General features: G+C 71.6%; 11 protein-coding genes and 1 tRNA gene. 2 read left to right on the plus strand and 10 right to left on the minus strand.

Annotated elements, in window-relative coordinates:
* Nucleotides 1–191 precede the first annotated feature (191 nt).
* The 4 genes from LIV37_RS31435 to LIV37_RS31450 form a co-directional block, all read right to left on the minus strand.
* Nucleotides 192–264: transfer RNA gene (locus LIV37_RS31435), tRNA-His, on the minus strand.
* Between the two features lie 108 nt (nt 265–372).
* Entirely contained in the window at nt 373–981 is a 609-nt protein-coding gene (gene orn / locus LIV37_RS31440) for an oligoribonuclease (RefSeq protein ID WP_121824284.1), read from the minus strand.
* A gap of 5 nt (nt 982–986) precedes the next feature.
* Nucleotides 987–2327: a helix-turn-helix domain-containing protein gene (locus LIV37_RS31445; RefSeq protein WP_020871121.1), complete on the minus strand. Its 1341-nt coding sequence runs from the start codon at nt 2325–2327 to the stop codon at nt 987–989.
* A gap of 520 nt (nt 2328–2847) precedes the next feature.
* Entirely contained in the window at nt 2848–3222 is a 375-nt protein-coding gene (locus LIV37_RS31450) for a hypothetical protein (RefSeq protein WP_373920676.1), read from the minus strand.
* A 497-nt stretch (nt 3223–3719) separates the two neighbouring features.
* Here LIV37_RS31450 and LIV37_RS31455 point away from each other — a divergent pair, with 497 nt between their 5' ends.
* On the plus strand, nt 3720–4241 hold the full coding sequence (locus LIV37_RS31455) for a universal stress protein (protein WP_020871124.1): 522 nt from the start codon (nt 3720–3722) through the stop codon (nt 4239–4241).
* Nucleotides 4242–4764: 523 nt separating this feature from the next.
* Here LIV37_RS31455 and glmS read toward each other — a convergent pair.
* The 3 genes from glmS to LIV37_RS31470 all read right to left on the minus strand — a co-directional run bounded on the left by glmS (nt 4765) and on the right by LIV37_RS31470 (nt 8060).
* Nucleotides 4765–6597 (minus strand): glutamine--fructose-6-phosphate transaminase (isomerizing), encoded by a 1833-nt coding sequence (gene glmS / locus LIV37_RS31460; protein ID WP_020871125.1) that lies wholly within the window; start codon nt 6595–6597, stop codon nt 4765–4767.
* A 120-nt stretch (nt 6598–6717) separates the two neighbouring features.
* Complete coding sequence (locus LIV37_RS31465) at nt 6718–6993, minus strand: hypothetical protein (protein WP_037953108.1); 276 nt, start codon at nt 6991–6993, stop codon at nt 6718–6720.
* A 155-nt stretch (nt 6994–7148) separates the two neighbouring features.
* The gene (locus tag LIV37_RS31470; protein ID WP_020871127.1) at nt 7149–8060 is read right to left on the minus strand and encodes a DUF4429 domain-containing protein; all 912 of its coding nucleotides are present in this window, start codon (nt 8058–8060) and stop codon (nt 7149–7151) included.
* Nucleotides 8061–8163: 103 nt separating this feature from the next.
* On the opposite strand from LIV37_RS31470, the gene LIV37_RS31475 reads away from it, so the two are divergent.
* Entirely contained in the window at nt 8164–9828 is a 1665-nt protein-coding gene (locus LIV37_RS31475; protein WP_121824283.1) for a beta-N-acetylhexosaminidase, read from the plus strand.
* 271 nt (nt 9829–10099) lie between these two features.
* Here the strand turns inward: LIV37_RS31475 and LIV37_RS31480 are convergent, their stop codons facing one another.
* Genes LIV37_RS31480 through LIV37_RS31490 form a run of 3 tightly spaced genes read right to left on the minus strand, consistent with a single transcriptional unit; the run spans nt 10100 to nt 14358 of the window.
* Nucleotides 10100–11266 (minus strand): acyl-CoA dehydrogenase family protein, encoded by a 1167-nt coding sequence (locus LIV37_RS31480; protein WP_020871129.1) that lies wholly within the window; start codon nt 11264–11266, stop codon nt 10100–10102.
* Nucleotides 11267–11269: 3 nt separating this feature from the next.
* Entirely contained in the window at nt 11270–12202 is a 933-nt protein-coding gene (locus LIV37_RS31485) for a hydroxymethylglutaryl-CoA lyase (RefSeq protein WP_020871130.1), read from the minus strand.
* Nucleotides 12202–14358, minus strand: coding sequence for an acetyl/propionyl/methylcrotonyl-CoA carboxylase subunit alpha (locus tag LIV37_RS31490; RefSeq protein ID WP_121825157.1), 2157 nt, complete (start codon nt 14356–14358; stop codon nt 12202–12204). Before LIV37_RS31490 ends, LIV37_RS31485 begins: the two co-directional genes overlap by 1 nt.
* Between the last annotated feature and the right edge of the window lie 54 nt (nt 14359–14412).

The following is a 14412-nucleotide window of genomic DNA, read 5'->3' on the forward strand; positions in this document are numbered from 1 at the left end:
CTGCCACTCGCCGTCTTGGCGCCACTTCACCTGAAGGGTGCTGCTGCCGTCCTTCTTGGGACGTTCCACGATGCTCGCCATGCCCTGAATGTGGGACTGGCCGGGAGGGTTTGTGTTCCCGTCGTGTTCCCATAATCTTCGAGACGACGAAGGGCCGACCCGTTTTCGCAGGTCGGCCCTTGATCATTAAGGGTGAGTAACGGGACTCGAACCCGCGACATCCTGGACCACAACCAGGTGCTCTACCAGCTGAGCTATACCCACCATGACCGGTGCTTTTCGCACCGGCCGAGAAAAAGTGTACAGGGTCCGGAGGGGTGCTCGCTCCCGGCTTTCGGGGAGTCGGGAGCGAGCACCGGGATGGCGGCGGGGTCAGGCCTGCCGGGCGGGCAGGACGTGCTTGGTCGCGATGGCCTTCGCCGTGTCCGAGTCCGGGCCGGGAGCGGGTACGAAGATCGATTCCCGGTAGTAGCGCAGTTCGGCGATGGACTCGTGGATGTCCGCGAGCGCGCGGTGGTTGCCGTTCTTCTTGGGGCTGTTGAAGTAGGCCCGCGGATACCAGCGGCGGGCCAGCTCCTTGATCGAGGAGACGTCGACGATCCGGTAGTGGAGGTAGCTCTCGAGCGTCGGCATGTCCCGGAGGAGGAAGCCCCGGTCGGTGCCGACCGAGTTTCCGCACAGCGGGGCCTTGCCGGGCTCGGGGACGTGCTCGCGGATGTAGGCCAGGACCTGGTCCTGGGCATCCTCGAGCGTGGTCCCGCCCTCGAGCTCGGCGAGCAGGCCGGAGGTGGTGTGCATTTCGCGCACCACCTCGGGCATGGTGACCAGCGCTTCCGCGGGGGGCCGGACAACGATGTCCACTCCGTCGCCCTGGATGTTCAGCTCGGAGTCCGTGACCAGCGCGGCCACCTCGATAAGCGCGTCGTTCGCCAGCGAGAGCCCGGTCATCTCGCAGTCGATCCACACCATGCGATCGTTCATACGTCTCACCCTACGGGGCGTTCCCGCTGGCCGGGCAGGGACGGACGGCCCGGGACCCGGCCCGCGGCCTGTTCGGGCAGGCGTGGGGCGTAGGCGTCCGACTCCGGTTTGCCAGGTTCCGGATGCGGAGCGTGATGGTGGTGCGGAGGGTGCCCCGAGTGGCCGGTGGAGGCGCCGGGCGCGCCCGGCCGCCGCAGCGGCAGGGAGTGGTCGCCGACACGGGGTTCGATCACCTCGGCGCGGTCGGGCCGGTCGGCCCGCTCCAGCCGCTCCAGCCGCTCCAGCCGCTCCAGGCGGTCGGGGCGGTCCGGACGCTCCGCGGGCCCGCCCTGGGGCCTGCGGGCGCGGTACGCGGCCCGGTAGGCGGCCGGGGAGGACCCCAGCTGCCGCCGGAAGTGCCCGCGCAGCGCGACCGGCGAGCGGAAGCCACAGCGCCCCGCGACCTCGTCGACCGAGTAGTCGGAGGTCTCCAGGAGCCGCTGCGCCTGCAGCACCCGCTGGGTGATCAGCCACTGGAGTGGAGCGCTCCCAGTGAGCGAGCGGAACCTGCGGTCGAAGGTCCTGCGGCTCATATAGGCGCGGGCCGCCAGGGCCTCGACGTCGAACTGCTCGTGCAGATGCTCGAGCGCCCACGCCACCACCTCGGCGAGCGGATCCGCTCCGATCTCCTCTGGTAACGACCTGTCCAGATAGCGCTCCTGCCCTCCGCTGCGGCGCGGCGGGACGACCAGGCGCCTGGCGAGGGCGCCGGCGGCGTCCGCGCCGTGGTCGGTGCGCACGATGTGCAGGCACAGGTCGATCCCGGCGGCGGTGCCCGCCGAGGTCAGTACGTCGCCGTCGTCCACGAAGAGCTCGCGGGGGTCCACATGGACCGACGGATAGCGCTTGGCGAGCGTCGGCGCGTACATCCAGTGTGTGGTCGCCGGGCGGCCGTCCAGCAGCCCGGCGGCGGCCAGTACGAAGGCCCCGGTGCACAGGCCCACGATCCGCGCGCCCTCCTCGTGCGCGCGGCGCAGCGCGTCGAGCGCGGCGGCCGGTGGCGGCTGGGTTATCGACCGCCAGGCCGGTACGACGACGGTGCCGGCCCGGGAGAGTGCCTCCAGGCCGTATGGTGCGGTCAGTTCCAGTCCGCCAGTCGTTCGCAATGGCACATCTTCGCCCGCGCACACCAGAAGTCGGTACCGAGGAACTCCGGCGTCCTGCCGGTCGATACCGAAGACGGAGAGCGGGATGGAGCTTTCGAAGATGGGGCCGCCGCTGAACAGCAGCACCGCGACGATTTCTCGTCGCCGGCGTCCGGAGAGCTTGCGCGAGGTCTCCGGTACGGTCGTGGAGTCCTGGCTCATGGCACTAAGCCCCCCTCGGTGGTCGCGTCCTCTCGGTCCTGCACGTTTCCCCTCGGTCCTGAACGGTTCCCCCGCCGGTCATGGCCAAGATCGAATCTACTGTGTCGCGTGTGGTCGCCGTGACCAGTTCACCACCCGCCACTATGTCGACATGACAACTTGGCGCGAAGCATTCGATCACGAAGCGTTGCACTCGTAGCCCTCGCTGTGAAGTACGCCTTGTGCGGACACCCACTTCCCGTAGGGGGTACGTGCGCTCCGGACCCCTTTCCACGCTGGCCGGACGGGTGTTGAGCACGGCGTTTGCCAAGGGAAGAAGTGTGGCCGGAAGTTGGCTGAAAACAAGCGAGCGCAGACGTGCGGATGCGTCATACGACCGGCGTACGTGCGGCTCGTACTTCTTCAGGGGCCCAGCGGTCGCCTTCCGGGCTTGAGCGGTGCTATAGCGACGCTCCATCGGCGCTGAGTGCGCGGAGCGCTACGCACCGCTTCCCCGGCTCCGGGTCTTTCCGGTCGGCCCTCAGGCGCGGCGGCCGCCCCGGTGCGCGCCGATCCCCGTACGGCCGTGGCGGCCCCGGTGCGGGCTGACGCCGTCCGCGTCCAGCCGGGCCGCGGTGCGCTCGGAGTGGCGCAGCAGGGCCCGGCTGGCGGCCGTCACGGCGGCGAGGCCCGCGGCGGCCCCCAGAGCGGCACCGAAGGGCGATCCGCACATGAGCAGGACGACGGGGACCACGGCGCAGCTGAAGGCCGCCCAGCGGATCACCTCGTTCACCGCGTCGCTAGCGGGGGCCTGGACCTGAGCTCGAGGGGGGCTCGGAAGGTGGGGCCGTCCGGGTCTCCCGGGCCCGCCGCCGGGGGTGTCGCCGGGGGCGTCGTACTCGGGGGCGACGGACACGGGCGGGGCTCCTCTCGAGCGGCCGGCGAGGTGTCGGCAGGGGGCTCGGCGCGGGGGTGGCGAGGGGCGGCGGGCGGGGGATCCGGGCAGGTGAACCGGGCGGGCCGGGGCCGCCGCACCCGGTGCCGCTACTACAACGCCCGGCCCGCCCCCAGGTCACTGCCGGGCGGCCGCACGGCGTACCGCGGCGGCCCCGCCGAGCCGGGCCGCGGGCCGGGTCCCGGCTGGGCGGGGGACCACTTGGGGCATTGCGTTACGGGCCGCCCTCCGGCATGCTCCGGGGAACGCTTCGGGCGCTCCGCTCCCGTGGCGACCTCTGGGCAGGTGGTGAATGCCGCCGTACCCTTGGGGGTAAGGGCTTGGAAAGATGAATCCCGGACGGATTTCGACCCCTCGAGACCGTCCCCGAGCTCCAGCGGAGCTCAAGTCCCCCGACAGCCCTCTACCTGAGCCCCCGCCGATCCCTCCGCACGAGGACATCCTTCGCCGAGACACCGATGGCCGGTCACGAAATCCCCGAACCCGCGGACCGCAAGCGGGTCGCCGATCACATGGCGCACCCCGAAGCGGCGGAAGAAACACGTCATTCCTGCGATCCAGCGTTCCAGCACGGTGTTGTGGTGGGATTCGACGGTTCCATGTCGAGCGAGCGCGCCCTCGCCTATGCGATCGGCATGGCCCGGCGCTCCGGCTCCGGGCTGATCATCGTCCATGTGGCCAACCGGCTGCCGACGACGGTCTGGGCGGGCTGTGAGCCACCGGTCTTCGTCGACGTCCCCGATCACCGCACCGAGGTGCTGGGGCTCGAGCTGGCCTGCGCCGATCATCTCTCCGAGGTGCCCTGGATCCTCGTCGAGCGGGGCGGGGACATCTGCCATGAGCTGGAGGAGGTCGGCCGGGAGTACGCGGCCGACGCCATCGTGGTGGGCTCCACGCACGGGCTGGTGGGGCGGATCTTCGGCTCGGTCGCGGGGCGGCTCGCGCGGCGGGCGCAGCGGCCCGTCGTCGTCATCCCCTGAATCCCCCGAGCGTCCGCTGAGTCCCCCGAGCGTCCGCTGAGTCCCCCGAGCGTCCGCTGAATCCCCTGAGCGTCCGTCCGGCGTCCTGCCGGGCCCTCCTGGCCGCTTCCCGGGCCCTTTCGGCCCTCCTGGGTTCGCTCGAGTTCCTGAGACTCTGGACGCACCGTGCCCGGCGCGCCGCCTCGTCAAGTGACGTTGTTCAGTCCAAAACCTCTGGCGTCGACACGACTTGGCGCGGGCGCCTGGAACCGGACACCCTCAACTCCCCTTGACCGCAGGTGAGATGGCGTCAAGTCCACCTTGACAACGGACAAACCTACCCGTGCGTAGAGGTGGATTGTGCGTTTGTGAGGGGTACAAACCGTTCGATCGTGCTGTCGCGCGGGAAGTGACGGTTCCCGCGCGACGGCCAGCCGCCGGCGTATTTAGGGCGACGTCGGCGAAGGGGAGGCGGCCCCCGCGTGCGTGGTGGCACACGCGGGGGACCGCCGAAGGATCCGCCCAGGTCGCGGGCGGTGCGGGCCTATTCGACCGTCACCGACTTGGCGAGGTTGCGGGGCTTGTCGATGTCCCGGCCGAGCGCCAGCGCCGTGTGGTAGGCGAGCAGTTGGAGCGGAATGCCCATCAGGATCGGGTCGAGCTCCACCTCGTTGCGGGGTACCACGATCGTGTGGTCCGCCTTCGCCTGCTCCCGGTGGGCGACGGCCAGGATCCGGCCGCTGCGGGCCTTGATCTCCTCCAGCGTCGCCCGGTTCTTCTCCAGCAGGTCGTCGTCCGGCAGGACCGCCACGGTCGGCACCTCGGGCTCGATCAGCGCGAGCGGCCCGTGCTTGAGTTCGGAGGCCGGGTACGCCTCGGCGTGGACGTAGGAGACCTCCTTCAGCTTCAGGGACGCCTCGCGTGCCACCGGGTAGCCGCGGACCCGTCCGACGAACATCATGCTCTTTGCGTTCGCATATTCCGTGGCGAGCTTTTTGATCTCCTCCTCGCCGCGCAGCACCTCCGCGATCTGCTCGGGCAGCTTGCGCAGCCCGGCGATGATCCGCTTGCCGTCGGCGACCGAGAGATCGCGGATCCGGCCCAGGTGCAGGGCGAGCAGCGCGAAGGCGACGGCGGTGTTGGTGAAGCACTTGGTGGAGACGACGCACACCTCCGGTCCGGCGTGGACGTACACCCCGCCGTCCGTCTCCCGGGCGATCGCGCTGCCCACGACGTTGATGACGCCCAGCACCCGCGCGCCCTTGCGCTTGAGCTCCTGGACGGCCGCCAGGGTGTCGTAGGTCTCGCCGGACTGGCTGACCGCGATGTAGAGGGTGTCCGGGTCCACCACCGGGTTGCGGTAGCGGAACTCGCTCGCGGGCTCCGCGTCCGCCGGGATCCGGGCCAGCTCCTCGATCAGCTGGGCGCCGATCAGACCCGTGTGGTACGCCGAACCACAGCCGAGGATCTTGACCCGGCGCACCCCGCGCGCCTCACGGGCGTCCAGGTTGAGTCCGCCCAGGTGGACGGTGGAGAAGCGGTCGTCGATCCGGCCGCGCAGCACCCGGTCCACGGCGTCGACCTGCTCGTGGATCTCCTTGTGCATGTAGGTGTCGTGGCCGCCCATGTCGTACGACTCGGCCTCCCACTCCACGGTGGTGGGGGAGGTGGAGGTGCGGCTGCCCTCGGTGGTGTAGGTGCGGTAGTCGTCGGCCTTGAGGGTGGCCATCTCGCCGTCGTCCAGGGTGACCACCTGGCGGGTGTGGCTGACCAGCGCGGCGACGTCCGAGGCGACGAACATCTCCTTCTCACCGATCCCCAGCACCACCGGCGAGCCGTTGCGGGCGACGACGATGCGGTCGGGGAAGTCCGCGTGCAGTACGGCGATGCCGTAGGTGCCCTCGACCATCGCCAGCGCGTGGCGGACCTTCTCCTCCAGGGTGGGCGCCTGGGAGCGGCCGATGAGGTGGGCGAGTGCCTCGGAGTCGGTGTCGGAGACCAGCTCCACGCCGTCGGCGGCCAGCTTGGCGCGCAGATCGGCGGCGTTGTCGATGATGCCGTTGTGGACGACGGCGACCTTGCCGTCCGCGTCCAGATGCGGATGCGCGTTGATGTCGTTGGGCGCGCCATGGGTGGCCCAGCGGGTGTGGGCGATCCCGGTGGTGCCCGCGAACCGCTTGGGCAGCCTGGCCTCGAGGTCCCGGACCCGGCCCTTGGCCTTGGCGGTCTTCAGCCCGGCGCTCTGGGCGCCCTTGGCGGGCTTGCCCTGGATCGCCAGCCCCGCGGAGTCATAGCCGCGGTACTCCAGCCGCTGCAGCCCCTCCAGCAGCAGCGGTGCGACATCCCGTTTCCCGATGTATCCGACGATTCCGCACATGGTGTTCAGGCCCTCCCATTGGATCGCTCATGCGTGCTCGTGCTCGTGTCCGGCGGTGGCGGCCGCCGTCCTGGACCGGCGTTCTGGACCGGCGTCGTGTCCGGCGTCGTACCGGCGTGGTCAGCCGTAGACGATGCGGCGCAGCTGGCGCAGCGAGAGTTCGGGCGGGGCCACCGCGCGGTACGGCAGCTCGGCCGTGATCCGCTCGAAGATGTCCGCGTTGGTCAGCCCGCCGGACTGGAGTTCGCGGTGGCGGCGCCGGACGAACTCCTCCGTCGTCTCGTCGAAGTACGCCAGGACGTCCAGCACCACCCGGCCCGCCTCGCCGCGGCTGAGCGGCGTACTGCGGACCAGGTGGTCGATGAGGTCATCGTGGGACATACGGCGGTCGAGCATCCGTAGATACTGCGATGCGGCGCGGCGTTTCGCAACATTCCTGCCCGATATCGGGCAGGGTTGAGTCTCGGTGACGGAAAATCCGGCCCTCAGTGGCGAGGGGGCCGTCCCTCAGGCGCGGGGAAGCCGGCCCTCGGTCGCCGGGAAGCCGTCCCTCAGGCGTCGGAGAAGCGGCGGAGCACGGCCTGTTTGGCGGTGGTGAACTCCTCCTCGGTGAGGATCCCGCTCTGGTGAAGATCGCCGAGTTCGCGCAGCCGTCGCAGCAGGACGTCGTGATCCACCTCACTCTCCTCGCCCCCGGTGGGCGGTGCGTCCACGGGCGCCGGCTCGGGGGCGGACGGCTGGGCGGGGAGCGCCTTCGCCGGGGCGCCCGGATGCGGCATCCGCGCCATGACGGCCGCCGCGACCAGAGCCATCAGCGGATCCTTCTTGAACCCGTACAGCACCACCGCATGCGGGTCGTACTTGGGCGCGGCCGTTGCCGTGGCCCGCGCCGTGATGAAGCGGAGGTAGCCGTTCTCCAGCCCGGCGGCCGGGACCCACTCCACCACCTCCAGATCGGACAGGAGGATCGTGCGGGGGCCGCCGGACTTCTTCGACTCCTCGGTCTTCCAGTTCCAGTCCAGCCGGACCCGCTCACCGTCGAAGGAGACCGTGGCGTCACCCGCCGACGCCGAGATCGGCACCGAGGGGCCGGGCAGCACATAGCGGTCGCAGGGGCCGGGCGGCACCTGCTCCAGGGTCAGGGCCCGGCGGACCTCGTCGACCAGGTACTCGGCGAGGTCCCTGCGGTCCGGCTCCACCGGGAGCTGATACGGATCGGCGGCGTCCGGCAGCTTGCCGCCGGTGGCCTGCAGCAGCGGGTCCGCCCCCGCGCGCAGCCGCAGCCGCAGCCGGCCCGACTTCCGCCCCGGCTCGTAGGCCACCCCGGCCAAGGCCACCAGGGGGACGGTCAGTTCGCCGAGCGCCTGCCGTACGGCAGGCACGCCGCGGTCCCGCCCCGGGACGATCCGGATCGCTTCGCCGTCAAAGCTCCAGGCGCCATCGCGCTGGGTGATTTCCGCCATGCGGTGAATTCTGACAGGCAGACAGCGACACATTGGTCTACACCTTGACCGCAACTGACCCTCGCGGTACCCAAGATGCCACGTTTCGTTGAAGGGATCCCCTGTGAGACGACGCCGTGCTCGACTTCTGTGTTCCCTGCTGCTGACCGTGGTGGCCGGGGCGGGGACCGCGGCCTCCTCCGCCTCCGCTTCTCCGGCTTCCCCCTGGTCCTCCCGCTCGTCCTCCGCTTCCGCCCCGGACTCCGCCGCGGCCGCCCCGACCCCGCTGGACCGGGTGGTGCCCGCGCCCGCGTCCGTACGGCCCGCGGCGGGCTCGTACGCGATTCGCCCGGACACCCGCATCCGGGTCTCCGGCTCCGACGGCTCCGACGGCTCGGCGCGTTCGGCGCGCCGGGTGGGCGACTACCTGGCGCAGGTGCTGCGCCCCTCCACCGGCTTCTCGCTGCCCGTCACCACGCGATCGGGTGATGAGGGCATCCGGCTGCGGCTGACGCCCAAGGCGGCCGGGGCGCGGACGCTGGGCGAGGAGGGGTACCGGCTCCAGGTGACCGGCCGCGCGATCACCCTCACCGCACGCGGCTCCGCCGGGCTGTTCCACGGCGTCCAGACCCTGCGGCAGCTGCTGCCCGCGTCCGTCGAGCGCACCACCCGGCAGTCGGGCCCCTGGCGGGTCTCCGGCGGCACCATCACGGATGTGCCGCGCTACGCCTGGCGGGGCGCGATGCTCGATGTCTCCCGGCACTTCTTCGGTGTGGACCAGGTCAAGCGCTATATCGACCAGCTGGCCCTCTACAAGATCAACAAGCTGCATCTGCATCTCTCGGACGACCAGGGGTGGCGGATCGCGATCGACTCCTGGCCGAAGCTGGCCAGTCACGGCGGCTCCACGCAGGTCGGGGGCGGACCCGGCGGCTACTACACCAAGGACGACTACCGCGAGATCGTGCGCTACGCGGCGAGCCGTGAGCTGACCGTCGTCCCCGAGATCGACATGCCGGGCCACACCAACGCGGCGCTCGCCTCCTACGCGGAGCTCAACTGCGACGGCGTCGCCCCGCCGCTCTACACCGGCACCGAGGTCGGTTTCAGCTCGCTGTGCGTGCCGAAGGAGGTGACGTACGACTTTGTGGACGACGTCATCCGCGAGCTCGCCGCGCTCACCCCCGGCCCCTACCTCCACATCGGCGGCGACGAGGCCCACTCCACCAGCCATGAGGACTATGTGGCCTTCATGGACCGGGTGCAGCCGGTGGTCGCCAAGTACGGCAAGACGGTGGTCGGCTGGCACCAGCTGACCGGTGCGCACCCCGCGAAGGGCGCGATCGCCCAGTACTGGGGGACGGACGGGAGCGAGAAGGAGGTCGCGGACGCGGCCAAGGCGGGTACCCAGCTGATCCTCTCCCCGGCCAACCGCGCCTATCTGGACATGAAGTACAACGCCGACACACCGCTGGGGCAGAGCTGGGCCGGGTACGTCGAGGCGAAGCAGTCCTACGACTGGGACCCGGGCACGTACATCAAGGACGCCCCGGAGTCCTCGGTGCTCGGTGTCGAGGCGCCGCTGTGGTCGGAGACCCTCCGGACCAGTCCGCAGATCGAGTACATGGCCTTCCCCCGCCTCCCCGGCATCGCCGAGCTCGGCTGGTCGCCCGCGAGCACGCACAACTGGGACGAATACAAGGTTCGGGTGGCCGCGCAGGGCCCCCGCTGGGACGCGATGGGCATCGCGTACTACCACTCCCCGCAGATCCCCTGGCCCAACGGCTGAGCCTCTCCCCGGGGACTCCCCCCGGGGGGCGTCTCGCCGTCCCCGGCCGGGAGCGCCCAAGGAGGCCTGCGGCGGGCTGCTCCCCTACCCCGCCCCTTCCCGAAACTGGGGCTTCGCCCCAGACCCCGGGGTCCAGGGGCGAAGCCCCTGCCACGCGGCGGAGCCGCATATCGGTGCTGCGGGAAGGGGGGGTAGGGGACAGTATCGACATGCGGCTCCGCCGCGTGGTCCACCGGATACCCCCGGCCGGGGCGGCGGCTCGATCACCGGCTCAGCTCGCGAACCCCAGCTCTCGGGCGATCAGCGTGCGCTGGACCTCGCTGGTGCCCTCGCCGATCTCCAGGATCTTGGAGTCACGCCACATCCGGGCCACCGGATACTCGTTCATGAAGCCGTAGCCACCGTGGATCTGGGTGGCCTCGCGGGCGTTGTCCACCGCGACCTCGGAGGAGTAGAGCTTCGCGATCGCCGCCTCCTTCTTGAACGGCTCGCCGAGCACCAGCCGGGACGCCGCGTCGCGCCAGGCCACCCGGGCCATATGGGCGCGCATCTCCATGTCGGCCAGCTTGAACTGGATCGCCTGGTTGGCGCCGATGGGGCGGCCGAACGCCTCACGGGTCCTGGCGTACGACACCGACTCGTCCACACAGCCCTGGGCGAGCCCGGTGGCCAGGGCGGAGATCGCGATCCGGCCCTCGTCCAGTATCCGCAGGAACTGGGCGTAGCCCCGGCCCTCCGCGCCCAGCAGGTTCGCGGCCGGGACCCGGCAGTCGGCGAAGGACAGCTCGCGGGTGTCCGAGGCGTTCCACCCCACCTTGGAGTAGGGGGCGGCCACGCTGAAGCCGGGGGTGCCGGACGGCACGATGATCGAGGAGATCTCGGGGCGGCCGTCCTCCTTGCGGCCGGTGACGGCGGTGACGGTGACCATCGCGGTGATGTCCGTACCGGAGTTGGTGATGAAGCACTTGGTGCCGTTGATCACCCACTCGCCCGTGGCCTCGTCCAGCCGGGCCGTGGTGCGGGTGGCGCCCGCGTCCGAACCGCCGCCGGGCTCGGTCAGGCCGAACGCGCCCAGGGTCTCCCCGGAGCAGAGCCCCGGCAGCCAGGTGCGCTTCTGCTCCTCCGTGCCGTAGAGGAAGATCGGCATCGCGCCGAGCGAGACCCCCGCCTCCAGGGTGATCGCCACCGAGGAGTCCACCCGGGCCAGCTCCTCCAGGGCGAGGCAGAGCGCGAAGTAGTCCCCGCCCATACCGCCGTACTCCTCCGGGAAGGGCAGGCCGAACAGACCCATCCGGCCCATCTCGCGGATGATCTCGTACGGGAACTCATGGTGCTCCCAGTACTCCCCGATCTTGGGGGCGACCACATCATGCGCGAACGCCTCGACGGTGCGGCGCAGTTCCTCGTGTTCGGGGCTGAGTCGGTGGTCGATCGGCATGGCTCAGATCTCCTTCTGGGAGAGGGCGCGGACGGTGCGGGACGGGCTGGGCCGGCCCAGATGCCGGGCCATCCACACGCTCGTGGCGGTGAGACGGCCGATGTCGACCCCGGTCTCGATGCCGAGGCCGTCGAGCATCCACACGAGGTCTTCGGTGGCGAGATTGCCGGTGGCGCTCTTGGCGTACGGACAGCCGCCGAGGCCTCCGGCGGAGGCGTCGACGGTGGTCACGCCGTGCTCGAGCGCGGCGAGGGTGTTGGCGAGGGCCTGGCCGTAGGTGTCGTGGAAGTGCACGGCCAGCCGCTCGTCGGCGACGCCCGCCTCGTTGAGCGTGTCCAGCAGCTCCCGCACATGGCCCGGGGTGGCCACGCCGATGGTGTCGCCGAGGCTGATCTCGTCGCATCCCATGTCCATCAGACGGCGGCTGACCGAGACGGTCTGGGAGATCGGGACCGGGCCCTCCCACGGGTCGCCGAAGCACATCGACAGATAGCCGCGCACGGCCACGCCCGCGTCCTTGGCCTTGGTGACGACCGGTTCGAACATCTCCAGCGCGCCGTCCACCGTGCGGTTCAGGTTGGCCTTGGCGAAGGACTCCGTGGCGCTGGCGAAGACGGCGATCTCGCGCGCGCCCAGCGCGAGGGCGCGGTCCAGCCCGCGCTCATTGGGCACGAGCACGGGGAGCCGGGCGTCCACGTCGTCGATGAGCGGCATCAGCTCCTCGGCGTCGGCCAGTTGGGGCACCCACTTGGGGTGGACGAAGCTGGTGGCCTCGATGGTGGTGAGGCCCGCCTCGGCGAGCCGGTGGATGAACTCGGCCTTGATGGCCGCCGGGACCAGCGCCTTCTCGTTCTGCAACCCGTCCCGGGGGCCCACCTCGTGGATCCGGACCCGGGTGGGCAGCCCGGGGGCCGGGACGGTCATGGGGAGGGTCATCACTCACGCTCCTCGCTCTGCCGCGGCTCGTGCGGGGTGACGACCGCCAGCAGCTGATCCATGGCGACCGTGCTGCCGGGGGTCACCTCGAGCTCGGTGACGGTGCCGTCGTGCGGCGCGGAGATGAGGTGCTCCATCTTCATCGCCTCGACCACCAGCAGGCCCTGACCCGCGGTGACCTCGTCGCCGACGGCCGCCTTCACGACGGTGACGGTGCCGGGCATGGGCGCGGTCAGCTCCCCGGCGTGCGCCGCGGCGGCCCCGCCGCGCAGCGCCTCCTCCACGGGGTCGTGCCCGACCACGCGCCAGGCGTCCCCGTCCCGCCCCAGCCAGTGGCTCGCGCCGTGCGCGGCATGCCGGAAGCGATGGGTGACCCCGTCGAGGTCCAGCAGCACGGAGCCCTCTTCGAGGGCAATGAGGCGTGCCCGTAGGGTGGCGCCCGCGTCGGCACCGGCGGCGTGGGCCGCGTCGTCGGGGTGCTCGATGCGGAGTTCCGCGTCGTGGGCGCGGCCGCGTACGCGGACCGTCACCGGGGGGTGGCCCGCTACGCGGAGGCGGTGGACCGTCCAGGCGGGGGCGCCGCCTAGGCGCCAGCCGGTGGGCACCGAGAACGGGTCGACCCATACGCCCGCGGCCGGGCCGCCGAGGCCGGAGCCGCCGGGCTCCGGGCGCCCGCCGGATCCATCGCCACGCGGAGTGGCGGGCTCCAGGGCCGCCTGGCGCAGCAGGGCCGCCGTCGCGTAGACCTCTTCCGGTATGGCCGCCGGGATCAGCTGGGCCGCCGCGCGGTCGACCAGGCCCGTGTCGAGCTCGCCCGAGGCGACCGCGGGGTGGGCGGCCAGACGGCGCAGGAAGCCCGTGTTGGTGTCCACGCCGAGGACGGTCAGGGAGCCGAGGGCGGCGCGCAGCCGGCGCAGGGCGGTGGGGCGGTCGGGGCCATGGGCGATGACCTTGGCGAGCATCGGGTCGTAGACCGTGCCGACCTCGGTGCCCCGGCTCAGCCCGGAGTCGACCCGCACCCCCTCGCCCTCCGGCTCGTCCAGCGCCAGTACGGTCCCGGCCGAGGGCAGGAAGTCCACCCGGCCGTCGGCCGCCGCGCGGGCGGTCTCGGCGCAGATACGGGCCTCCACGGCGTGGCCCGCGGAGGCGATGCCGTCCTGCCCGAAGGGCAGCGGCTCGCCCGCGGCGACGCGCAGCTGCCACTCCACCAGGTCAAGACCGGGCCGCCCGCCGACCGACACCGTCAGCTCGGTGACCGGATGCTCCACCTGGAGGCGGGTGTTCATCTCCATGAAGCAGTACGCGGACGGATCGTCGCCCGGCACGATGAACTCGACCGTGCCCGCGCCCACATAGCCGCACGACCGGGCGGCGGCCACCGCGGCCTCGCCCATCCGCGCCCGGGTGGCCTCGTCCAGCAGCGGGCTGGGCGCCTCCTCGATGATCTTCTGATGGCGGCGCTGCAGCGAGCACTCGCGCTCCCCGAGGTGGACCACGTGCCCCTGGCCGTCCGCCAGCACCTGGATCTCGATGTGCCGGGGCCGGTCGATCCAGCGCTCCACCAGCAGCGTGTCATCGCCGAAGGCGCCGCGCGCCTCCCGCCGGGCGGCGGCGATCTCGTCGCCGAGCAGCGCCTCGTCGCGGACCAGCCGCATGCCCTTGCCGCCGCCGCCCGCCGAGGGCTTCAGCAGCACCGGCATCCCGATCTCGCGGGCGGCGGCGGTGAGCTGCTCGTCCGTCAGCCCGCTGCCCGAGGAGCCCGGCACCACCGGCACCCCGGCCGCGCGCACGGTCTCCTTGGCGCGGATCTTGTCGCCCATCAGCTCGATGGCCCCGGCGGGCGGGCCGATGAAGGCGAGCCCGGCGTCGGCGCAGGCGCGGGCGAACGCCCCGTTCTCCGCGAGGAATCCATAGCCGGGGTGGACAGCCTGGGCGCCGGTGCGCGCGGCGGCCTCCAGCAGCCGCTCGATGGACAGATAGCTCTCCGCGGCGGGGGCGGGGCCGATCCGCACCGCCGTGTCCGCCTCGCGCACATGGCGGGCGTCCGCGTCGGCGTCGCTGTAGACGGCGACCGAGCGCACTCCGAGCCGCCGCAGGGTGCGGATGACCCGTACGGCGATCTCACCGCGGTTGGCCACCAGGACGGTGTCGAACATCGCGGGCGACGGGCCGGTCGTCTTCGTACCGCTCATGCCACTCATCGGGTGCAT

Source organism: Streptomyces rapamycinicus NRRL 5491, from assembly GCF_024298965.1.
Taxonomy (GTDB): Bacteria; Actinomycetota; Actinomycetes; order Streptomycetales; family Streptomycetaceae; genus Streptomyces; species Streptomyces rapamycinicus.